Source organism: Arthrobacter sp. PM3, from assembly GCF_003352915.1.
Lineage (GTDB): Bacteria > Actinomycetota > Actinomycetes > Actinomycetales > Micrococcaceae > Arthrobacter.
This window is the reverse complement of the sequence record NZ_CP022314.1, coordinates 457,677-479,297: the sequence shown is the minus strand read 5'-3', so window position 1 is coordinate 479,297 and position 21,621 is coordinate 457,677. Positions and strand designations below refer to the sequence as shown.

Genomic DNA, 21,621 nt, shown 5'->3' with positions numbered 1-21,621 from the left:
CGCGCACAGAACACCAACACCAAGGAACTCCATGACAAGCAACCCCAAGACCGCCCTCGTGGTGCGCGGCGGCTGGGACGGGCACCAGCCCGTCGAAGCCACCGAGGAATTCATCCCGTACCTGAAGGCCAACGGCTACGAGGTCAGGATCGAGGAATCGCCCAAGATCTACGCCGACGCCGACTACATGGCCGGCGTCGACCTCATCCTGCAGTGCATGACGATGTCCACCATCGAAAAGGACGAGTTCGAAGGGCTCCGGACCGCCGTCGAAAACGGCACCGGCCTGGCCGGCTGGCACGGCGGCATCGCCGACTCCTACCGCAACACCTCGGACTACCTGCACCTGGTCGGAGGCCAGTTCGCCTGCCACCCGGGCAAGCACCCGGACGAGCGCACGGGCGGGCAGCCTGACAACTACGTGCCCTACACGGTCAACATGCTGCCGGCGGCCGCGGAGCACCCGATCACCGCCGGGCTCGGCGACTTCGACCTCGTCACCGAACAGTATTGGGTCCTCGCCGACGACTACATTGACGTCCTGGCCACCACTACCCAGAAGGTCCGCGCCTGGGACCCCTGGCACCGGGAAGTCACGTCCCCGGCCATCTGGACCCGGCAGTGGGGCAAAGGCAAGATCTTCGTCTGCACCCCGGGACACCGCGTCGAAATCCTCCAGGACACCAACGTCCGCACCATCATCGAAAGGGGCCTGCTGTGGGCAAGCCGTTAGACCCGAACCAGCTAATCGACACAGACCAGCCAATCGACACAGACCAGCCAATCGACACAGACCAGCCAATCGACACAGACCAGCCAACCAACGTTGGGATCATCGGGTGCGGAGCCATCATCGCCCAGTACCTGGCAACCTTCCGGCAGCTTCGGGACAACGGCCCCATCAACCTCGTCGCCGTCGCGGACCTGGACCCCGCCCGGGCACAGGCCGTGGCGGATTCCTACGACGGCGTCCGTGCCGTCACCGTGGACGAACTGCTGGCCGCCGACGACGTCGACCTCGTCCTGAACCTGACCATCCCGGCGGCCCACGCCGGGGTCGCCCTCCGGGCGATTGCCGCCGGCAAGTCCGTCTACGGTGAAAAGCCGCTCGCGGCCACGACGGCGGAGGCGCGGCAGGTGCTCGACGCCGCGCGGGCTGCCGGCGTCGCCGTCGGCTGCGCCCCGGACACCGTCCTCGGCACCGGGATCCAGACCGCCCGCAAGGCGATTGACGACGGGCTGATCGGCCGGCCGATTTCCGCGACCGCCACCATGGTCACCCCCGGCCATGAGCGCTGGCACCCGAACCCGGACTTCTACTACCAGCCCGGCGGCGGGCCCCTTCTGGACATGGGCCCGTACTACGTCTCCGCGCTGGTCACCTTGCTGGGACCGGTGGTCTCGGTGATCGGCGCGGCCAGCCACACCAGGGCGGAGCGGACCATCGGCTCGGGCGCACGCGTTGGCCAGACCGTGCCCGTGGCGACCGACACCCACGTCACCGGCGTCCTGGTCCACGCTTCGGGGGCGCTGTCCACGCTCGTGATGAGCTTCGACGCAGTGAAGACCCAGAGCCCCAACATCGAAATCCACGGCGAGTTCGGGTCCCTGGCCGTCCCGGACCCCAACCATTTCGACGGCGACGTGCAGCTTTTCGCCCTCGGTGCGCAGGACTGGGAGACGCTCCCGGTCTCCGCCGGCTACGCGGACTCGGGGCGCGGCTTCGGCATCGCGGACCTGGTCCGCACCCCGGCCGGGCAGGAGCCCCGGGCCGGGGGAGCCCTGGCATTCCACGCCCTGGAGGTGATGGAGTCCGTGCTCGAATCGGCGCAAACGGGCGCGTCCGTCAGGATCGAAAGCACGGTGGCACGGCCGGCCCCGGTCGCACTGAGCACCCTCGCCGCGGCGCCCGTGGGGGTCCCCTCCTAAGGCCTCCCCAGCCGCGCGACGCAAGAATTCGCCGGAAAGCTGCCCGTTCGCCGGAACCTTCCGGCGAACGGGCACGCTTCCGGCGAATTCGTGCGTTGGGGGAGGGGCGTGTGGTGGGAAGGGGAGGAGGCGGGTCAGTCCGTGGCGCCGCGGTCAGCGTCGAACCCGGCCAGCAGCCGCCGGGACGCGGTTCCCATGTGCGAGCGCATCGCTGCCGTGACTGCGGCTTCATCCCGGGACTCCAGTGCCTTGAAGATTTCCCGGTGCTCGGCCAGGGCCGACGCCGCGTGGCCCTCGTCCGTCAGGGCGCGGTCAACCCAGATCCTCAGCAGCGAACGGATGCTCTGCAGGAGCTCCTGCAGGACCTGGTTGCCGGAGGCGGCGGCGATTTCGCGGTGGAAGGCGGCGTCGGCCTCCACGAAAGTGCCCAGATCCTCAAGGCTGGCCTCCATGGTGGCCAGGTTGGCGCGCATCCGCGCCAGGGCGTCCTCGGTAATCCGCGCGGCGGCCAGCTGGCCGGCCTGCACCTCGAGGCCGCTGCGCAGCTCCACGAGTTCCCGGGTGCGGGGGGCGCCCAGCATGAGGCCCCAACTCAAGGTCCGGGGGAGGAGCTCGGAGATGCCGTCGCGCAGGTAAGTGCCGGACCCGGGCCGGACGATCACGATCCCGAGGATCTCCAGTGCGGCGAGGGCCTCCCGGACGGCGGAGCGGCCCACGCCCAGTGAGGCGGCAAGCTGGCGTTCGGCGGGCAGTCGGGTCCCGACGGCGATCTCACCGCTCGTGAAATAGCCCAGGAGGCGTTCCGCGACTTCCGACACGACAGATCCCTGCTCCATGGAACCGAGCGCGGCACTGATTTTAGCCGTCGAAGCGGCGGAGTTAACGGACACCTTCAAAGCGTAACAACCCGGGGCGGGCGTGTAGCGCAGATGTCCATCAGGCAAACAAAGAAGTCAACCGGTTGACCAATTTGCTCTGGACAGCTTATGGTTTTTATCACACGCTTAGTTAGGGGCCTGGCCAGCCGTTGGAACTACGCGATGAGACCAATCACGGAGCTTCCAGTGCTGGAAGCCGCCGGGATCCCGACATCTAGGAGTCAATGTGGACACCACGCAATCAGTGGTCGAAAGATCTGCAATCAGGAAAGTGGCGGTACGGCTGGTGCCGTTCGTCGCCCTCATGTTCTTCATCAACTATTTGGACCGCACGGCGATCTCCTTTGCCGGTCCCAACGGCATGAACACGGATCTCGGGCTGTCCGCCGCCCAGTTCGGCTTCGCGTCCGGCGTCTTCTTCATCGGCTACATCCTGCTCGAAGTCCCCAGCAACCTCGCCCTGCACAAGTTCGGCGCCCGCCGCTGGCTGGCCCGGATCATGGTCAGCTGGGGCATCGTGTCCCTCCTCTTCACCTGGGTGGCCAACGTCGAGCAGCTCTATATCCTGCGCTTCATCCTCGGCGTCGCCGAGGCCGGCTTCTTCCCCGGCGCCATCCTGTTCCTGAGCCTCTGGGTTCCGTCCCGGCACCGCAGCAAGATCCTCGCCCTGTTCTACCTGGCCCAGCCGCTGACCACCGTGATCGGCGCCCCGCTTGCCGCCCTCCTGATCCAGCAGCACGGCCTCTTTGGCCTCGAAGGCTGGCGCGTCATGTACTTCGGCGTCGCGATCCCGGCCATCCTGATCGGCATCATCGCCTGGTTCTACCTCGCTGACTCCCCGGCCAAGGCCAAGTGGCTGACCCCGGACGAGAAGACCTGGCTGACCGGTGCCCTGGAGAAGGAAAAGAACGAAACCGCGGCCGGCAACAAGCACGCAAGCGTCCGTACGGTGTTCGGCAACGGCCGGGTCTGGATGCTGTCCTTCATCTACTTCGGCTTCATCTACGGCCTGTACGCGCTCGGCTTCTTCCTGCCCACCATCATTTCCGGCTTCGAAGGCCTGTACGGCGCCAAGTTTGACGTCTTCCAGAAGGGCCTGATCACGGCCATCCCGTACCTCCCGGCGGCCGTTGCCCTGTACTTCTGGTCCAAGGACGCCACCAAGCGCGGCGTCAAGACCTGGCACATCGCCCTCCCGGCCCTGATCGGCGGCCTCAGCATCCCGCTGGCCCTCTTCGCCGGCTCGCCGGCCGCCACGATCGCGGTCATCACGGTCACCGCGATGTCCATCTTCGCGGCACTGCCGAACTTCTGGACCGTCCCCACCCGCTTCCTCACCGGCGCGGCCGCCGCGGCGGGCATCGCCCTGATCAACACCGTGGGCAACCTGGCAGGCTTCAGCGCCGGCTACATCACGGGCTGGCTCAAGGACTGGACCGGCGGCTACACCGTGCCGATGTTCGCCGTCGGCGGCTTCATGCTCCTCTCCGCCATCCTCATGGTGCTCCTGGCCCGCAAGGGCACCGCCGACTCAGCCACCTCCCCGGTCACCGCCGAGACTCCGGCAGAGTCAGCCGCCGCGCACTCCTAGGCACGGTCTTCACTGCGTCTCCCCCACCGAGGGTGGAGTCGCCCGGGATGCGCAATCCCCACCCGACCGGTGCCCGCCGCGCTGCCCCATGCCCGCGGCGGGCACCTACCAACCAGCTTTTCCCCTTTTCCAGGAGTACCCATGACCCGCCTGTTCAATGACCCTGCAGCGTTTGCTGATGAGATGATCGAGGGCTTTGTTGCCTCGCACGGCCGTTGGGTGCGGCGCGTGTCCGGTGGTGTGGCGCGCAGCACGCGCAGCACCCCGGAGACGGTGGCGTTGGTGATCGGCGGCGGGTCGGGGCACTACCCGGCGTTCGCCGGCCTGGTGGGCCAGGGCCTGGCGCATGGCGCGGCGATGGGGAACCTGTTCGCGTCCCCGTCGGCCCAGCAGGTCTATAACGTGGCGAAGGCCGCCGACAACGGCGCGGGGGTGCTGCTGGGTTACGGCAACTATGCCGGGGATGTCCTGCATTTCACCCAGGCGCAGGACAAGCTCCGGGCCGAGGGCATTGACTGCCGCAGCATCGCCGTCACGGACGACATCTCCTCGGCCCCGCTGGCCGAGCGGCACAAGCGGCGGGGGATCGCCGGGGCCCTGACGGTGTTCAAGGTCGCCGCCGCGGCCGCCGAAGCCGGGTACACCATGGACGACGTCGTCGCTATCGCCGAGCGCGCGAATGACCGGACCCGGTCGTTCGGCGTGGCGTTCAGCGGCTGCACCCTGCCGGGCGCGCCGGAACCGCTGTTTTCCGTCCCGGCGGGCCGGATGGCGGTCGGGATGGGCATCCACGGCGAGCCGGGCATCGGCGAGCAGGAGGTTCCGACGGCGGACGAACTCGCCGGACTGCTGGTCAAGGATCTCCTGGCCGAGGTTCCCGACGGGCTGAGTGTCGGCGACACGGACCGGCCCGCCCGGGTGGTGCCGATCCTCAACGGCCTGGGCAGTGTGAAGTACGAGGAACTGTTCGTGGTCTACCGCCGGGTCGCGCAGCTGCTGGCCGAGGCCGGGATCGAGGCCGTGGACCCGCAAGTCGGCGAGCTCGTCACGAGCTTCGACATGGCCGGCACGTCCCTGACCCTGTTCTGGCTCGATCCCGAACTCGAAACCCTGTGGAACGCCCCGTGCGATGCTCCGGCGTTCCGCCGCGGCGCCGTCACCGCGCAGGCGCTGGACGCGTCCGAGCTGGCCGTGGCCGTCGCGGAGGCGGCGGCGATTCCCGAGGCGACGGAGGAATCCCGGGCAGGGGCCGTGCGTGTCCTGGCCGCCCTGGACGCGGCGAAGTCCGTGATCGACGCGAACGTGGCCGAACTGGGCCGGATTGACGCGATCGCCGGCGACGGCGACCACGGCATCGGCATGGAACGCGGCATTCACGCCGCGGCGGCGGCCGCGGCAGACGCCGTCGACCGCGGAGCCGGCGCCGGGACGGTCCTTAATCTGGCCGCGGACGCCTGGGCCGACAAGGCCGGCGGCACGTCCGGTGCCCTGTGGGGCATGGCCCTGCGAGCCGTCGGGAACGCCGTGGGCGACACCGACGCCCCGGGCGCGGCCGCCGTCGCCGCCGGGGTGGCCGAGGCGAAGCGCTCGATCATGGACTTCGGCAAGGCCAAGGTCGGTGACAAGACCCTCGTGGACGTCCTGGCACCGTTCAGCGACGCCCTCACCGCCGCCGTCCAGGACGGGGGCTCCCTGCGGCAGGGCTGGGGCGCCGCGGCCGCGGTCGCCGAACAGTCCGCCGAAGCCACCGCGAACCTTCTGCCCCTGATGGGCAGGGCCCGCCCGCACGCCGAGAAGAGCCTCGGCACCCCCGACGCCGGTGCCGTGTCCATGGCGCTGATCGTCCGGGCAATCCACAACACCCTCATCCAGAACACACCCCTGAAGGAGAACGCATGAGCGCCACACTGCGCCTGGTCATCGGATCCGACGACGCCGGATTCGAATACAAGGAAGCCCTGAAAGCGGACCTGGAAGCCAACCCGCTCGTCGCGTCCGTGACCGACGTCGGGGTCGACGCCACCAGCCACACCCCCTACCCGTCCGTGGCGATCGCCGCCGCCGAACTCGTCGCCGCAGGTGAGGCCGACCGCGCCCTGCTGGTCTGCGGCACCGGCCTGGGCGTGGCGATCGCCGCGAACAAGGTCCCCGGTGTCCGCGCCGTCACCGCGCACGACTCCTTCTCCGTCGAACGGGCCATCCTGTCCAACAACGCCCAGGTCCTCACCATGGGCCAGCGCGTCATCGGCCTGGAACTGGCCCGCCGGCTCGCCAAGGAATGGCTCACCTACACCTTCGACGAAACCTCCGCCTCGGCCGAAAAGGTCACCCTGATTAAGGACTACGAAGGTGTCACGACCTGCTAACGCCACGACGACATCGAAGGCCGTGATCGGCGTCAGCCTGAAGATGTACTTCGGCTACCAGCGCACGCTGGAGTACTGCCGCGACGTCGCCGCCGTCGCGCTGGCGCATCCCGCGGTGCAGAGCGGCGAGATTGAACTGTTCGTCCTGCCGGCGCTGCCCGCGCTGCCCGACGCGGCCCGGATCCTGGGCCCCGCCGGGGCGGCCGCCGGGGCCCAGGACATCTTCTGGGAAGACGAAGGCGCGTTCACCGGCGAAGTCTCCGGCCGCACCGTTGCCGAGCTCGGCGGACGCTACGCCGAGGTCGGCCACGCCGAACGGCGCCGCATCTTCGGCGAAGACGACCGGACCATCGGGCTGAAGACCGCCGCCGCCTACCGCAACGGCCTGACCCCGGTGCTCTGCGTCGGCGAACAGCAGCCCGGCTCGGTCGAGGAAGCCATCCGCTACTGCGCCGCGGACATCGACGCCGCCCTGAACCGGGCACAGTCGCTGGCCCCGGCCGGCCGGACGATCGTGGCCTACGAACCGCAGTGGGCTATCGGCGCCCCAAAACCGGCCACCGCCGAGTACATCAGCGGCGTCATCACCGGGCTGGACGCGCACCTGCGGTCGTTGCCGGGCCAGGCGGACAGCCGGGTCATCTACGGCGGCAGCGCCGGACCGGGCCTGATCACCGAACTCGACAACGCCGTCGCCGGGCTCTTCCTGGGCCGCTTCGCCCACGATCCGGCCGCCCTCAAGACCATCCTGGACGAGGCCGCCGCCCGGTCTACCAGGCAGGAGGTTGCCGCGTGAGCCGGGTCGGATCCGTTTCAAGAATCGGCTTGAGCAGCTACGCGTTCTTCTGGCAGCTCTCGGACCGGGTCTCGGCACCGCTGGACCTGCACGCCGCCCTCGCCGAGACCGCGGCGCTGGGCGTGGACCTCTTCCAGGTCTGCGACTACGCCCCGCTGGAAGCCATGACGGATGAGGAACTGGCCGCCGTCCGGGCCACCGCGGATGCCCTGGGGATTTCGCTGGAACTCGGCACCAAGGGCATCCGGCCCGAACACCTCCGGAACTTCCTGCGGATTGCCGGGATCCTGGGCGCGCCGCTGCTGCGGACCATGTTCAACGTCCCCGGCCACACGCCGGACGCCGACGAGGCCGCGGCCATCTTCACCGGCGTCCTGCCCGAGTTCGAGGCCGCCGGGGTGCGGATCGCCGTGGAAACCTACGAACAGGTCCCCACGGCCCGCGTCCTGGACGTCATCGCCCGGGTCGGCAGCCCCTACCTGGGGATCTGCAGCGACCCCGCCAACACCGTGGCGGCGCTGGAGTCCCCGCGCGAGGTGATCGACGCCGTCGCGCCCTATGTCCTCAACATGCACATCAAAGACTTTGCGTTCAGCCGCAAGGAGGGCTGGGTCGGATTCACCTATTCCGGCGCCCCCCTCGGCGAAGGCCTCCTGGACTATGCCTACATGGCCCGGAAGCTGCAGCCCAAAGAAAGAAATATCAACCAGATCATCGAGCACTGGCTGCCGTGGCAGGCCTCCGAAGACGAGACCATCCGCCTCGAAAAACAGTGGACCCAGCAAAGCCTCGATTTCCTAAGGAGTAACTGAAATGTCAGCAGAACACTTGACCGTTGCCGTTATCGGAGCCGGAGGCAAAATGGGGCTGCGCGTTTCAGCCAACCTCCAGAAGAGCGCCCACACCGTCTACTACAGCGAGAACTCCCCGGCCGGCCAGGAGCGCGTCCGCGCCGAAGGCCGCGAGATCAGCACCACCGAGGACGCCATCAAAGACGCCGACGTCGTGATCCTCGCCGTGCCGGACACCGTCCTGGGCATCGTGTCCCAGGGCGTCGTGCCGCAGATGAAGTCCGGCGCCATCCTGCTCACCCTCGACCCGGCCGCCGCCTACGCCGGCCTGCTCGCCACGCGCGAGGACGTCGTCCAGGCCGTGGCCCACCCCTGCCACCCCTCCGTCTTCCTCGAACGCACCACCAAGGAAGAATGGGCCGACACCTTCGGCGGCCAGGGCGCCCCGCAGAACGTGGTCGCCGCGATCGACGACGACGCCACCGAGGCAACCCGCGCCGTCGCCGAAGCGACCATCAAGGTCATCTACGCCCCCGTCATCGACGTCCACTGGGTCACCGTGAAGCAGCTCGCCATCCTCGAGCCCACCCTGGTCGAGACGGTCGCCTGCATGATCGGCACCCTGCTCAAGGAAGCCCTGCACGAGACCGTGCACACCGCCGGCGTCCCCGAGGAAGCGGCCAAGGCCATGCTGTTCGGCCACGTCCAGATCGCCCTGACCAACGCCCTGCGCGGCTCCAACCCGTTCTCCGAGGCCTGCGAAATCGCCATCCAGTACGGCAAGGACACCATCATCAAGGACGACTGGAAGAAGATCTTCGACGACTCCGAACTCGACTACGTCATCGCCAAGATGCTCAAGCTCGAGACCGCCGTCCAGCGCTGATCCCTCCTTTCCCGCACGGACGGGGCGGCATCCATTGCGGATGCCGCCCCGCCCGTGCCTTCCGCAGGCCCTCAACCGCAGAATCACCGCCGCAGAATGAATGGAACAACCCGATGAACACCAGCACCGCCACCCTGGCCGGATCACCCGCCGCCGCTTCTGAAGAACTGTCATGGACCGATCTGGACCGGAAGGCTGTTGACACGGTCCGGGTGCTGGCTGCTGACGCGGTGGAGAAGGTCGGTAACGGGCACCCGGGGACGGCGATGAGTCTGGCCCCGGCGGCGTACCTTCTCTTCCAGAAGCTGATGCGGCACGATCCGAAGAACCCGGACTGGCTGGGCCGTGACCGGTTCATCCTGTCTCCGGGCCACACGTCCCTGACCCTGTACATCCAGTTGTTCCTGGCCGGGTACGGCCTGGAGTTGGAGGACCTGGAGGCTTTGCGGACCTGGGGGTCGCTGACCCCGGGGCACCCGGAGTACAAGCACACGGCCGGGGTGGAGATCACCACCGGCCCGCTGGGCCAGGGCCTGGCCTCGGCGGTCGGGTTCGCGTATTCCCAGCGCCGGATGCGGGGCCTGTTCGACGCCGACGCCCCCGCCGGGCAGTCCCCGTTTGACCACACGGTCTGGGTGATTGCCTCCGACGGTGACCTGCAGGANGGCGTCACGAGTGAGGCGTCCTCGCTGGCCGGGCACCAGGAACTGGGCAACCTCGTGGTGATCTACGACGAGAACCACATCAGCATCGAGGACGACACCGACATCGCGTTCACCGAGGACGTNCTCAAGCGCTATGAGGCGTACGGGTGGCACACCCAGCGGGTTGACTGGACCCGNACCGGGGACTACGTCGAGGACGTGCAGGAGCTGCANGCCGCGCTGCTGGCGGCGAAGGCCGAGACCGGCAAGCCGTCGATCATTTCGCTGCGGACCATCATCGGGTACCCGGCGCCGAAGAAGCAGAACACCGGCAAGATCCACGGCTCGGCCCTGGGCGCGGAGGAAGTCGCGGCCCTGAAGAGCGTGCTCGGGTTCGACCCGGCCAGGTCCTTCCAGGTCGACGAGGATGTCCTGGCCCACACCCGCAAGGTNGTNGCGCGCGGTTCCGAGGAACGCGCTGCCTGGCAGTCCAGGTTCGAGGCCTGGCAGGCGTCCAACCCGGACGGTGCTGCCCTGCTCGAGCGCATCGAAGCCAGGAAGCTGCCCGTGGGCATCGACGCGGCCCTGCCGGTGTTCGAGGCCGGCAAGGACGTCTCGACCCGNGCCGCGTCCGGCAAGGTGNTGAACGCGATCGGCCCGGTCCTGCCCGAACTCTGGGGCGGGTCCGCGGACCTGGCCGAGTCGAACAACACCACGATCGAAGGTTCCCCGTCGTTCATCCCGGCCTCCCGCTCCACGGACGCCTGGACCGGGAACCCGTACGGGCGGGTCCTGCACTTCGGGATCCGCGAGCACGCCGCNGCGTCGATCGTGAACGGCATCGCCCTGCACGGACGGACCCGGGCGTTCTCCGGCACGTTCCTGATCTTCTCGGACTACCAGCGCCCCGCGATCCGGCTCGGCGCCCTGATGGGTGTCCCGTCGCTGTATGTGTGGACGCACGACTCGATCGGCCTGGGCGAGGACGGCCCCACCCACCAGCCCGTCGAGCAGCTCGCGTCCCTGCGCGCGATCCCGGGCCTGGACGTCGTGCGCCCCGGCGACGCGAACGAGGTCGCCGCGGCCTGGAAGGTCATGCTGGAAAACCACGAGAACCCCGCCGGGATCGTCCTGACCCGNCAGAACATCCCCACNTNNGNNCGCGGCGAGGGCGCAGCCAACGGCGACACCTTCGCCTCCACCGCCGGCGTCGCACGCGGCGGCTACGTCCTGGCCGAAGCCTCCCGCGACGGGGCGACCGTGGACGCGCAGGTCATCCTGATCGGCACCGGCTCCGAAGTCCAGCTCGCCGTCGCNGCACGGGAGGCCCTGCAGGCCGAAGGCATCCCCACCCGGGTCGTGTCCATGCCGTGCGTGGAATGGTTCACCAAGCAGGACGAGGCCTACCGCGAGTCCGTCCTCCCTTCCTACGTGAAGGCCCGCGTCTCGGTCGAGGCAGGCCTCGCCCTGGGCTGGCGCGAGTTCGTCGGCGACCACGGCCGCACCATCTCCCTGGAACACTTCGGCGCGTCCGCGGACTACAAGCGCCTCTTCCAGGAATTCGGCATCACCGCCGAAGCCGTCACCGCCGCCGCGAAGGACTCCCTCGCCGCCGTCACCAACTAGTCGCCGGAGAGCGGCCCGTCGCCGAGTTCGCCGGAAAGCTGCCCGTTCGCCGGAACCTTCCGGCGAACGGGCAGCGTTCCGGCGAATTGACGCTGGTCAGGACGCTGCCGGCCGGGATCTCTCAGATGGTCCGCGGCGCCTTGGCCAGGTTCTGCGTGAGCTCGGCCGCGTTCTGCCGGACCACATAGGCGGGGCGGTCCCGCTCCACCCGCCAGCTCTCAGACAGTGGCCCGATATTGACTGTGTCGAAGCCAAATTCGTCATAGACCCGGGTGACGAGTGCGACGGCCTCCGGATAGTCGCTCGCCGTGGCCAGGGCCCGCCGGTTAGGCGTACCGGCCGGCGTGCCATCCGTGGTGATCTGGGCGGCCAGGATGTGGTTGAAGGCCTTGGCGACTTTGGACTGCGGCAGGTGCTCCTGCAACAGGCCGGAGGTGGTGGCCTCTCCGGCATCGAGGGCGGGAAAGCGCCCGTCGCGTTCCCAATAGTAGTTGTTCGTGTCCAGCACGATCTTGCCGGCCAACGGCCCGGCCGGAAGATCCGCGATGCTCTTCAAGGGCACGGTAACGACGGCGAAATCGCCCGCCGCTGCCGCTTCGGCTGGTGTTGCCGCCCGGGCCTTCGGCCCCAGCTCAGCGGCCAGGTCCGCCAAAGTTTCCGGACCGCGCGAGTTGCTGATCACGACGTCGTAGCCGAGCTCCACCGCCTTGCGGGCGAGCTGGCTGCCGATATGTCCTGCACCGATGATTCCGATTGTTGTCATGCCCCAGCCAACAACAGCACGCCCGGAGATATTTCGCCGGTGATTGACTGCCGGCTACGGTTCTTCGTCGATGTCCGGACCTTCCGCCGGGTCCTGGGAATGGGCACGGTCGTCAAACGGCAGTGCGGTAGGGTCACCCTCGGCGGGGGTCTCGCTGTGCGTGCGTTCAGTCGCCTGTGAGTCCTTGGTCATGTCGGCTCCTCTGCTGAAAGACTGCGGCGAAATCGTCCTGGACAGGCGTGCAGTGAAGGCGTGGGTGAACAGGCCGCCGCGGCTACTTTTCATCTAGCGCCGGTTCCTTCGGCACTGTCAAGGCCTGTCCCTCCGCCGCCTTGAGGAGGGCGCCCGGGTCCGTTCAGCAGACGCCTGTGCAACACAGGCCCGGTCAGGGCAGTGCCCGGCCGGAGGCCGTTGTGGGCTCCTTCCTGGGGCGCAGGGCATAGTCGCGGGATTTCTTGCTGGAGAGCGCCAGCAGCAGCAGGATGTCCAGGGCCAGACCGGGGAGGTTGGACCGGAGCGTGATGTCGGGTCCGCCGAAGAAGACGTCGAACGCCTGCATGCCAATGGCCGCCGTGCTCAGTGCCATCGCCACGGTCCGTGCCCAGTTCCGCCCCAGGAAGACAAACCCGGCCAGCAGGAACTCGACGACGACAAAGAGCAGGACCACCGCCGTGGCGATGCTGACGGCCAGTTCCGCCTGCGCGGCCGTGATATCCGGTCCCGTCCCGGGCTGCAGCAGTGAGCTGACGTGCTCCCCGCGAAAGAGCACCATGGAAAGGGCCAGCAGGGCGGCCGCCGCGGCACGGGCTCCCACCAGGACCGCACCGACAACCGTGGGCGCCGGGCGCCTGTTCTGGCTGTCGCTGCGTGGCGGGACGGATCCTGCCGGGGCCCCGGCCGTGCTCCTGAGGTCGACGATTGGGAGGTCCCCGTCGGTGACGATGGTGTCGCCCCCGCCGTTTCGGGCGTGGTACCCGGTCGAAAAGTCCCGGATCACCGTAACCTCGGCGGCGGGGTCGGCGCCGGTGATGGCTCCGACGACGTGGTCGCGTTCGACGTCGGTGTACTCGTCAATCTTGTGGGTGATCTGCAGGGTGAACAGGGACAGCCCGACGCTGCGGTCATAGATGCCGGCGGCAAGCCAGTCCACGGCCAGCCCGCCGGGGAGCAGCCAGCCGGGCGGGCAACGCCAGAAGCGGACGTGGTGGCGTTTGCCCGGCGTACCGTCGACTTCCTGCTGATACGCAAAATCCTGCTGCCGGCCAAACAGGAACAGGGGGCTCACCGGGGCCTCGAGGTAACTGCGGCGCAGGAGCGTCGAGGACACGATCCTGCGGCTGCTGGCCAGCGTCACGTCATCGGCCAGCGTCCAGCCCGCGGACTGCATCACGCCGTGCACTTGCGGTGCGGACCCCAGCAGGGCCACGTTCACCGGATCGCCCAGCAGCCCGTCGCTGGTGCGGGCGCGGCCGATGAAGTAGTCCGGAACGTAGAGCCGGGTCAGGATCCTGTGCAGCCGGGGGAGGACCAGATAGGCGAGCAGGCCCCAGAAGATGAAGAAGAACCAGACCTGCGCCCAGCCCCATTCGAAGCTCCACTGCACCAGCAGGGAGGTCAGCCAGACGGCGGAGACGCCGCCCACCACGAAGAACACGGTGTCCAGCAACGAGTACGGCACCGTATCGGCGGGGGCAGTGACCTCAACCGCTGCCTTGGTCATGGGCGCCATGTTACGCGCACCGAAGACGGTTGGCTCGAAAGATGATTCTTCTGGCCCGAAGGTTGAGCACGGCCCGGTATGACCGGATGGTGCCCGCCGCCGTGGATAGGGTGACAGGCATGGAACCACTACTGAAAGTCTTGCGGCATTGGGGCGCCCCCGCGGCGGCCGTTCTCTTCTTCACGCTGTGGTGCGTGGGCGAGGCAGGCCGGATGGGGCCCGGCCTCCACACCTGGCCGGGGACGTGGCCGCTGGTCCTCATGACGGCGGCCATCGCCTTGGCCGCCTGGAAGCCCTATGCCTCGCTCGGATGTGCGGCGGCCCTGCCGGCCGGGCAGTTCTTGGGCATCGTGCCGCCCATGGAAGCGAACCACTGGGCCATCTACCTGGGGGCGTTTGTGGCCCTGGGCTTCATCCAGTGGACGGCAGGGCGCAGGACACGGTTCTTCGCGGCCGGCGCCAACCTGGTGTTTGCCGGCGCCATGACGTTCCTGATGCTGTCGTGGCGCTACAGTGCCGGCCTGGGCTGGTTCCCGCCGCTATACATGGGCGACCGGTGGACGCTCCGGGCCTTCGGCTGGCAGCTGTTCTCCTTGCTGCTGCTGATCGCGGCGGCGTGCGCCGCCGTCGGACTCGCCCTGGCCCTGTACGAGGAGCGCGGGAGCCTCTTCCGGGCCCGGAGCCTGGCACAGAGCAGCCTCCGCGAAGCAGAAGTTGACTTGATTGTGGAACAGGAACGGACCCGGATCGGCCGCGATCTGCACGACGTCCTGGCCCATTCGCTGGCCGTGATCGCGGCGCAGGCCGACGGCACCCGCTACTTGAGCAAGGACCAGCCAAAAGCCGTGCTGACCGCCTTGGAGAACATCTCGACGTCGGCGCGGAGCGCCCTGGTGGACGCGCAGCGCGTCATCGAGGGAGTGCACGACGACGGTCCGGCCGCGCCACAGCCCGGCCTCAACGACGTCGTGCCGCTGGTCGAGGGGATGCAGGGCAGCCTAGCGATCGAACGGAGCGAGTCCGGGGCGCCAGTCGAGCTATCCGGCGGCCAGCAGCTCGCCGTTTTCCGGATTATCCAGGAATGCCTGACCAATGCGCTCAAACATGGCGGCCGTGGCACCGCCGTGCGGCTGCACCTGGACTGGAGCGGCCCCGGGCTGACTCTGCACGTGGCGTCAGGGATCCGCGCGGCGGCTGACAGCCCCGACCCCGCCGCCGATGTGCGGGTGGGCCGCGGCCTCGCCGGCATGCGGGAGCGCGCCCATCTGGCCGGGGGCTGGGTGACCGCCGGCCCGGACGGCGAGCAGTACCGGGTGACCGCCTTCCTGCCGTACGGCACACGGAGTGCCGAGGCCGCCGCCCCCGGCGCCGAGTCGCAGCTGGTGCCTGCGGGAGGACCCGCAGGGCGCCGGCAGCTGTCGCTGGAGGAAGCCGGGCACCGTGGCTGATGCCGGCTCGGCCATCACCGTGGCGCTCGCGGACGACCAGCCGCTGTTCCGGGCCGGGATCCGGATGCTGATCGAGAGCCAGCCGGACCTGGAACTCGCGTGGGAGGCCGGCGACGGCGCCCAGGCGGCGGCACTCGCCGTCGAACACTGCCCCGACGTGATGCTCATGGACCTGCGCATGCCGGTCCTGGACGGCGTCGCCGCGACGCACCGGATCATGCAGGAGGCGGCAGCAGCCGGCACCGCGGCCCCGAAAGTCATTGCGCTGACCACGTTTAACCGCGACCAGGCCGTGGTGGAGGCCGTCCAGGCCGGGGCCAGCGGGTATCTGCTGAAGAGCGCCGAACCGGAGTTTCTGCTCGCGGCGATCCGCACGGTTTATTCGGGCTATTCCGTGATCGCCCCGGGCTCCGTGCAGGAATTGTTCCAGCACGCTGCCCGGACCCTGCCGGCTGCCGGACCGGACCTGTCCGTGCTCGAAGTGCTCTCGGCCAGGGAACGGGACGTGTTCCTGCTCGCGGCCAAGGGGCTCGGCAACGGCGGGATCGCGGAGAGCCTGTTTGTTTCCGAGGCCACCGTGAAGACGCACCTCCGGAGCGTGCTGGACAAGCTGGGCCTCGGGACCCGGCTGCAACTTGTGGCGTTCGCCTACGAACGCCGGCTCCTGGGCTGAAACCCGCACGGACCCCCGGTGCCGGGGGTCCGTGCGCGCAACGTCAGAAGCTCACCGTTTGGGTCAGGTAGCCGTAGTAGCGGGAGCCGACCGGGTGGATGGGATCGCCGTCGAAGCCGTAGTCGTGGTGCCGCTTCGAGTACGACTTTGTCAGGTTCAGGTACTGCTCCATGATGTCCGAGGCGGACCCGGTGCACTCGTGCTGGCTGATGCACAGGGCTACGGACCCTGCCACGGCGGGACTGGCGAAGCTGGTGCCATGATTCACCCCATAGCCGCCCGGGACGGTGGAGAGCATGCACACCCCGGGTCCGGCGACCGTGTGGGCCTCGTCGTCGCTCGTGGTGGCGAAGTTGGAGAAGAATGCAGGCCCGTCATCCTTCTGCCCGTACCGCGCAAAATCGATCGTGCCGCACTCGGGGGCGGCCTTGCCCCCGGGCTTTCCGTCGAAGTCGCCCATAGCGGTGGCGGTCAGCACCTGGTCGTAGGTGGCCGGCACCGTGTTGGCGAAGTCCTCTCCGGCGTTGCCGGCCGCGACGGCGTAAACGACGCCGGCCCGGACCGAGCGGCAGATCGCGTAATGCATCGGGTCCGTGCCCTTGCCGCAGTTGGCCGTGTCCGGAGCGCCGCCGGCGATGCTGATGTTGGCCACGGCGATGTCGTTGTCCGGATCATCGTCCTTGTGCGTGGACGTCACCCAGTCAATGGCGCAGATGAGGCTCTCCTCGGAGATCAGGCCGTTGTCGTCCACCACGCGCACGGACCACAGCGGAGTCCCCGGAGCCGTCCCGATCACGCCGAAGCGGTTGTTCCGGGCCCCGATCACGCCCGCCACGAATGTCCCGTGCCCCATGACATCCACGGGGGTCACGTCCACTGGGGAGCCCGACTGGCAGTCAACGCCGCCCTTGACGTTCAGGTCCGGGTGCGTGGCATCGATGCCGCTGTCGATCACGGCGACATTGACGTTGATCCGGGACGGCCCCCGGTCCAGGGCTTTGCGGACGTTGGAGTCTTCTCCGGCGATCCGTTCCCGCCAGAACGGCGTGTCCTGTTTGCCTTGGGCCGCGGGATCCTGCGGCTTCTGGAACGTCCGGCCCATCGTGACGAAGTCGACGCCGGGATCAGCCTGGAGGCGCTGCGCCTGCGCCGCCGTCATGGTGGCCGAGTAGCCGTTCACTGCGCTGCGGTAGACCTTCGTCGCAGTGAAACCGTAGGCGCTTTGCTGGGCGGCCGCCGTGGCTCCGGGGTCCGCGGCGCCGTCCTTGAGTACCACGATGTAGGCCTGCGCGGGTCCGGCGGCGGACGAAGGCGCGGCCGCGACCAGGCCCCCGCCGGCCAGCAGCACGAAGGCCGCGAGGGCTGCCACGGCGCGCCGGAACGGGAGTCCGGCCAGCGGGGGCGACGTGCTGGGGCGGTGTCTGCGCGGGACCTGCGCCACCGATGCTAGCTGAGGTTTTGATCCCTTGCGGCTGGCTTGGCTGAACATCGTGGCCTCCCATTAAGCGAGTTCGCTAATTCGAGTGCCCCCCGGCCATCATCTTAGGCCTCACGTCCGCCGATACACAGGGACCTTTGGAAAAACTTGTGCCACCATGCCGAGCCACCCCTATGCCCGGGCCGCCGCGGTGCGGGGCCGGCTCAGACGAGGCTGTCTTCCTTGATGCCGGCTTCGTTGGCCGGCGCGGGCGCATCCTCCGTTGCGCGGGCCGCAGCGTGGGCTGTAGTCGCGGCGTGCACGTCGTGCGAGGCGCGGACGTGGTGCCCGAACGGGTTGAAGCGGCTGAAACCCAGCTCGGCAAAGGCGTAGGCGGTCTCGGCGTGCTCGGAGCGGTCCACACCGGCGAGTTCGTCTTCATGGCTGACCCGGAACCCGAGCGTCTTGTGGATCGCGAGTCCGATCACCGCGGTGCCGAGGCCGGAGACCGCCACCGTGATGAGGACGGCCACGGTCTGCGCGATCACCTGGTGGAGTCCGCCGCCGTAGAACAGGCCGCCGCCGGTGCCGTTCACCGGGAGGGCGATGAAGCCCAGCGCGAGGGTGCCGATGAGGCCGCCGCCGAGGTGGACGCCCACGACGTCGAGCGAGTCATCGAAGCCGAACTTGAGCTTCAGGTCCACGAACACGGCGCAGGCGGCGCCGGCCACGAAGCCGAGGCCGAGGGCGGCGAGCGGGCTGATGTTGGCGCACGACGGCGTGATGGCCACCAGGCCGGCGACGGCGCCGGAGGCGGCGCCCAGGGAGGTGGGGTGGCCGTGGCGGATCTTTTCCGTCACCAGCCAGCTGATCATGGCGGCGGCAGGGGCGGCGAGGGTGTTTACCCAGATCAGTCCGGCCTGCTGGACGGTGGTGGCGGCGCCGGCGTTGAAACCGAACCAGCCGAACCAGAGGATGCCGGCGCCGAGCATGATGAAGGGGATGTTGTGGGGGCGGTGGCCGGGGTCCTTGCCGAAACCGTGGCGGTTGCCCAGGATGAGGACCAGCACCAGGGCCGCGGTTCCGGACGCGATTTCCACGACGGTGCCGCCGGCGAAGTCGATGACCTGGCCGAACACGGCGCTGACGGCACCGCCGGCACTCATGAGTCCGCCGCCCCAGACCATGTAGGCCAGCGGGCAGTAGACGAGCGTGATCCAGATGGGCACGAACAGGGCCCAGGAAGTGAACTTGGCGCGGTCGGCGATGGCACCGCTGATCAGCGCGACGGTGATGATTGCGAACGTGGCGCTGTAGCCGGCCTTGATCAGGTCGGGCGAGTCCATGATGTTGCTCAGCCCGAAGTTGGCGAACGGATTGCCGAACAAGCCCAGGACGCCCTTGCCGGTGCTCATTGAGTAGCCCCAGAGCACCCAGACGACGCCAACAATCCCGAGAGAGATGAAGCTCATCATCATCATGTTGAGGGAGGCCTTGGCGCGGGTCATGCCGCCGTAGAAGAGGCCCAGTGCCGGGGTCATCAGCAGAACGAGCGCCGCCGAAATAATCATCCAGACGCTTCCAGCAGTGAGTTCCACCGGCGGGTCCCTTCCTGTCAGTCTGTCGTACCGGGACACGTCGCCGCCGGCCCCCCGATCCGGAGTTAATCGTCGCGGAGCCATGTTTCCGGCAGTCGGGCGAAAAGTTGCAGGCAAGTTACAGGAATGGCCGTGGCGTGAAGATCACGTGACCGCCGTGTTTCAGGAATGTAAATGCAATCTCCGGGGCCCACCGGTCCGTTGGGGCATGCCGGCGCCCGGCCCGCGGAACGGCGGGGACGAGACGCCAATTTGCCGGCGGTGGCCGGTGAGGTGCCCGCGGAGCGCGATTTCGGGGGTGCCGGGCGTCAGCGGGAGGGTCTCGGCGTCGGGGTTGGCTGCTTGGATTTGGGCTCCGGCGGCGCCGGGAAGGGGGCGGCCGGGTAGAGGCCTGCGGCGTCCATCATGTAGTTCGCCCACTGCGGGCCGGCCAGCATGTAGCCGTCGATTGCCTTGTAGAACTTGCCGTTGATGGTGATGTTCCGGCCCGGCCGCTTCTGGCCTTCCAACGTGTCGCCGAAGTAGGACGCGGTGGCGATTCCGGTGGTGTAGCCCACCACCCAGGTGGAGCCGTTGGTGTTTGACGTGCCGGTCTTGGCCGCCACGGGGTACCGGCTCTGGACCTTGGGTTTGATGTATACGCCCGATCCGCGTTTCAGCACATCCTGCAGCACGGCGTTCACGCCCCGGGCGACCTCAGGCTTGATGGCATCCCGGCATTCGCTGGTTTCCGCCGGGAGTTTCTTGCCGGCGGCATCGGTGACCTCCTGGATGGCGATCGGTGTGCAGTACTTGCCGTCATTGGCGAACGTGGCGAAGGCGTTCACCAGGTTCAGCGGCGAGACGCCAATGGCGCCGAGCAGGTTGCCGAGTTGGTGCATGTTGATAGGAGCGTTGTCCAGGCCGCTGTGGAGTCCGGCGGCGTTGACCATCTTTTGGATGCCGCAGAAGTCCAGCTGGGCGGCCGTGGCGAAGGTGGCCGTGTTGATGGAGTTATACAGGCCGTAGTTGATGGGCATGGGACGGTAGTAGCCGGCGTCGTTGTTCTGGAGGTCGTCATCGGCGCCGAGCCCGGCGAGCCTCTGCGGCGTGCTGTAGCCGCCGAGAACCCGGCCGCAACTGTCCCTCCACCGGAAACCCACCGGATACGATCTCCGGGACGCGTCCACGATCGCGGTGGGGGATTTGCCCTCATTGAGCCATTCGGCGAACGTGAAGGGCTTCATAGTGGACCCCGGCTGGAACCCGCCGGCGCCGTTGAGGTCGTTGCCCTGGGCGTCCTTGGCATCGACGTTGAAGTTCAGCTGGGTGTCGAATTTTCCGTCCTCGGGCAGGAACACCGTGTTCTGGGCCATCGCCAGGATCTTGCCGGTACCGGGCTGGATCGAGACCAGCGAGGCGCCCCATTTGTCCGCGTTGGCCCCGGCGGTCGCCTCCACCTGGACCTGCGCGGCCGCCTGCAGCCGGCTGTCCAGGGTGGTGGTGATCGTCAGGCCGCCGCGGTACAGCTTCTTCTGCCGGCTGGCGGCGTCCGCACCGTAGGCCGGGTTGTTGAGGATCAGGTGCGAAATATAGTCGCAGAAGTACGGCGCCATGTCCGCAGTCGCGCAGCCCTGCTTTCCGGGAGTGATGACCAGGCCCACGCCGGTGGCGACGGCGGCGTCATGCTGGGCCGCGGTGATCTTGCCCAGGCGGAGCATGCTGTCCAGCACCTGGTTGCGCCGGCTGATCGCGTTTTCCGGGTAGAGCACGGGATCGTAGACGCTGGGGCCGTTGACCAGCCCGGCGAGCAGTGCGGCCTGGGGCAGCGTGAGGTCTTTGGCGGAGGTGCTGTAGAAATGCCGTGCCGCGGCCTGAATCCCGTAGGCGTCCCGGTTGAAGAACACAATGTTGAGGTAGCCCTCCAGGATCTGGTCCTTGGTGTACCTCTTCTCCAGTTCCATGGCGAGCCGCATTTCCCGCAGCTTGTCGCCCAGGTTCTTTTGTCCGCTGAGGAGCACCAGATCGCCCCGGTCGTCCGAGATTTTCGCCTCGTTCAGCACGTTGGAGACGTACTGCTGCGTCAGTGTCGACGCCCCCTGCCGGCCGTCGCTGCGGGTCAGGTTGTTGACCACCGCCCGCATGATGCCCCGGAGATCCACCCCGCCGTGCTCGTAGAAGCGGTTGTCCTCGATGGAGACGATGGCGTCCCTGATGAACGGGGACATCTGATCGAGCGGGATTCTCTCCCGGTTCTCCGCATAGAACGTGGCGATCTGCTTTCCGTCCGAGGTCAGCACCCGGGTGGAGAGCGCAGGAGTGTCCACCGCCAGGTCGGACGGGAGGTTGTTGAAGAAGCTGATGGAGTTGCTGACGGAAACGCCCGCTGCCGCCACGCCGGGAATCGCAAGCCCTGCGGCCAGGACACCGCACAGCGCACTCAACGCCAGGAATCCGCCCAGTCTGCCCAAGGTTCCGGCCAGTCGGAATGGTGCTCGGTTCTTCGATGCCATGGA

Annotated in this window: 18 protein-coding genes; 11 read left to right on the top strand and 7 right to left on the bottom strand. The window is 68.2% G+C overall.

What is annotated here, in order from left to right:
• The first annotated feature begins 31 nt into the window (after positions 1-31).
• Both CFN17_RS02285 and CFN17_RS02280 read left to right on the top strand, forming a co-directional pair.
• Positions 32-733: a ThuA domain-containing protein gene (locus tag CFN17_RS02285; RefSeq protein WP_208749778.1), complete on the top strand. Its 702-nt coding sequence runs from the start codon at positions 32-34 to the stop codon at positions 731-733.
• 68 nt (positions 734-801) lie between these two features.
• Positions 802-1,929 (top strand): Gfo/Idh/MocA family protein, encoded by a 1,128-nt coding sequence (locus tag CFN17_RS02280; RefSeq protein ID WP_208751295.1) that lies wholly within the window; start codon positions 802-804, stop codon positions 1,927-1,929.
• A 134-nt stretch (positions 1,930-2,063) separates the two neighbouring features.
• On the opposite strand, the gene CFN17_RS02275 is transcribed toward CFN17_RS02280, so the two are convergent.
• Complete coding sequence (locus CFN17_RS02275; protein WP_208749777.1) at positions 2,064-2,819, bottom strand: FadR/GntR family transcriptional regulator; 756 nt, start codon at positions 2,817-2,819, stop codon at positions 2,064-2,066.
• Positions 2,820-3,033: 214 nt separating this feature from the next.
• Between CFN17_RS02275 and CFN17_RS02270 the strand changes: the two genes are divergently transcribed.
• The 7 genes from CFN17_RS02270 to tkt all read left to right on the top strand — a co-directional run bounded on the left by CFN17_RS02270 (position 3,034) and on the right by tkt (position 11,507).
• A complete protein-coding gene (locus tag CFN17_RS02270; protein WP_208749776.1) occupies positions 3,034-4,398 on the top strand; it encodes an MFS transporter in 1,365 nt (454 codons plus the stop codon).
• A 141-nt stretch (positions 4,399-4,539) separates the two neighbouring features.
• A complete protein-coding gene (locus tag CFN17_RS02265; protein WP_208749775.1) occupies positions 4,540-6,297 on the top strand; it encodes a dihydroxyacetone kinase family protein in 1,758 nt (585 codons plus the stop codon).
• Positions 6,294-6,764 carry a ribose-5-phosphate isomerase gene (locus CFN17_RS02260; RefSeq protein ID WP_208749774.1) on the top strand — a complete coding sequence of 157 codons (471 nt, stop codon included), beginning with the start codon at positions 6,294-6,296 and terminating at the stop codon, positions 6,762-6,764. The genes CFN17_RS02265 and CFN17_RS02260 overlap by 4 nt, the downstream gene beginning before the upstream one ends.
• Positions 6,748-7,560: a triose-phosphate isomerase family protein gene (locus tag CFN17_RS02255; RefSeq protein ID WP_261792317.1), complete on the top strand. Its 813-nt coding sequence runs from the start codon at positions 6,748-6,750 to the stop codon at positions 7,558-7,560. The genes CFN17_RS02260 and CFN17_RS02255 overlap by 17 nt, the downstream gene beginning before the upstream one ends.
• 29 nt (positions 7,561-7,589) lie before the next feature.
• On the top strand, positions 7,590-8,372 hold the full coding sequence (locus tag CFN17_RS02250) for a sugar phosphate isomerase/epimerase (protein ID WP_261792316.1): 783 nt from the start codon (positions 7,590-7,592) through the stop codon (positions 8,370-8,372).
• A 1-nt stretch (position 8,373) separates the two neighbouring features.
• Positions 8,374-9,237 carry a phosphogluconate dehydrogenase C-terminal domain-containing protein gene (locus CFN17_RS02245; protein ID WP_208749772.1) on the top strand — a complete coding sequence of 288 codons (864 nt, stop codon included), beginning with the start codon at positions 8,374-8,376 and terminating at the stop codon, positions 9,235-9,237.
• Positions 9,238-9,350: 113 nt separating this feature from the next.
• The gene (gene tkt / locus CFN17_RS02240; protein WP_208749771.1) at positions 9,351-11,507 is read left to right on the top strand and encodes a transketolase; all 2,157 of its coding nucleotides are present in this window, start codon (positions 9,351-9,353) and stop codon (positions 11,505-11,507) included.
• A gap of 121 nt (positions 11,508-11,628) precedes the next feature.
• On the opposite strand, the gene CFN17_RS02235 is transcribed toward tkt, so the two are convergent.
• The 3 genes from CFN17_RS02235 to CFN17_RS02225 all read right to left on the bottom strand — a co-directional run bounded on the left by CFN17_RS02235 (position 11,629) and on the right by CFN17_RS02225 (position 13,990).
• Positions 11,629-12,270: an NADPH-dependent F420 reductase gene (locus CFN17_RS02235; protein WP_208749770.1), complete on the bottom strand. Its 642-nt coding sequence runs from the start codon at positions 12,268-12,270 to the stop codon at positions 11,629-11,631.
• A 54-nt stretch (positions 12,271-12,324) separates the two neighbouring features.
• The gene (locus CFN17_RS02230; RefSeq protein ID WP_208749769.1) at positions 12,325-12,462 is read right to left on the bottom strand and encodes a hypothetical protein; all 138 of its coding nucleotides are present in this window, start codon (positions 12,460-12,462) and stop codon (positions 12,325-12,327) included.
• 193 nt (positions 12,463-12,655) lie between these two features.
• Entirely contained in the window at positions 12,656-13,990 is a 1,335-nt protein-coding gene (locus tag CFN17_RS02225; protein WP_261792315.1) for an LssY C-terminal domain-containing protein, read from the bottom strand.
• Between the two features lie 119 nt (positions 13,991-14,109).
• Here CFN17_RS02225 and CFN17_RS02220 point away from each other — a divergent pair, with 119 nt between their 5' ends.
• Entirely contained in the window at positions 14,110-15,438 is a 1,329-nt protein-coding gene (locus CFN17_RS02220) for a sensor histidine kinase (protein ID WP_261792314.1), read from the top strand.
• Entirely contained in the window at positions 15,431-16,111 is a 681-nt protein-coding gene (locus CFN17_RS02215; protein WP_261792313.1) for a response regulator transcription factor, read from the top strand. Before CFN17_RS02220 ends, CFN17_RS02215 begins: the two co-directional genes overlap by 8 nt.
• Positions 16,112-16,154: 43 nt before the next feature.
• Here the strand turns inward: CFN17_RS02215 and CFN17_RS02210 are convergent, their stop codons facing one another.
• The 3 genes from CFN17_RS02210 to CFN17_RS02200 all read right to left on the bottom strand — a co-directional run bounded on the left by CFN17_RS02210 (position 16,155) and on the right by CFN17_RS02200 (position 21,618).
• On the bottom strand, positions 16,155-17,552 hold the full coding sequence (locus CFN17_RS02210) for a S8 family serine peptidase (protein WP_261792312.1): 1,398 nt from the start codon (positions 17,550-17,552) through the stop codon (positions 16,155-16,157).
• Positions 17,553-17,752: 200 nt separating this feature from the next.
• Positions 17,753-19,099, bottom strand: coding sequence for an ammonium transporter (locus tag CFN17_RS02205; protein ID WP_395926829.1), 1,347 nt, complete (start codon positions 19,097-19,099; stop codon positions 17,753-17,755).
• A 335-nt stretch (positions 19,100-19,434) separates the two neighbouring features.
• Positions 19,435-21,618 carry a transglycosylase domain-containing protein gene (locus CFN17_RS02200; protein ID WP_208749766.1) on the bottom strand — a complete coding sequence of 728 codons (2,184 nt, stop codon included), beginning with the start codon at positions 21,616-21,618 and terminating at the stop codon, positions 19,435-19,437.
• Between the last annotated feature and the right edge of the window lie 3 nt (positions 21,619-21,621).

Bases quoted from the DNA above. Each gene is read 5' to 3' on its own strand.
- CFN17_RS02285 (WP_208749778.1), top strand. From the start codon at position 32: ATGACAAGCAACCCCAAGACCGCCCTCGTGGTGCGCGGCGGCTGGGAC.
- CFN17_RS02265 (WP_208749775.1), top strand. From the start codon at position 4,540: ATGACCCGCCTGTTCAATGACCCTGCAGCGTTTGCTGATGAGATGATC.
- CFN17_RS02260 (WP_208749774.1), top strand. From the start codon at position 6,294: ATGAGCGCCACACTGCGCCTGGTCATCGGATCCGACGACGCCGGATTC.
- CFN17_RS02245 (WP_208749772.1), top strand. From the start codon at position 8,374: ATGTCAGCAGAACACTTGACCGTTGCCGTTATCGGAGCCGGAGGCAAA.
- CFN17_RS02235 (WP_208749770.1), bottom strand. From the start codon at position 12,270: ATGACAACAATCGGAATCATCGGTGCAGGACATATCGGCAGCCAGCTC.
- CFN17_RS02230 (WP_208749769.1), bottom strand. From the start codon at position 12,462: ATGACCAAGGACTCACAGGCGACTGAACGCACGCACAGCGAGACCCCC.
- CFN17_RS02225 (WP_261792315.1), bottom strand. From the start codon at position 13,990: ATGACCAAGGCAGCGGTTGAGGTCACTGCCCCCGCCGATACGGTGCCG.
- CFN17_RS02220 (WP_261792314.1), top strand. From the start codon at position 14,110: ATGGAACCACTACTGAAAGTCTTGCGGCATTGGGGCGCCCCCGCGGCG.
- CFN17_RS02205 (WP_395926829.1), bottom strand. From the start codon at position 19,099: ATGATTATTTCGGCGGCGCTCGTTCTGCTGATGACCCCGGCACTGGGC.
- CFN17_RS02200 (WP_208749766.1), bottom strand. From the start codon at position 21,618: ATGGCATCGAAGAACCGAGCACCATTCCGACTGGCCGGAACCTTGGGC.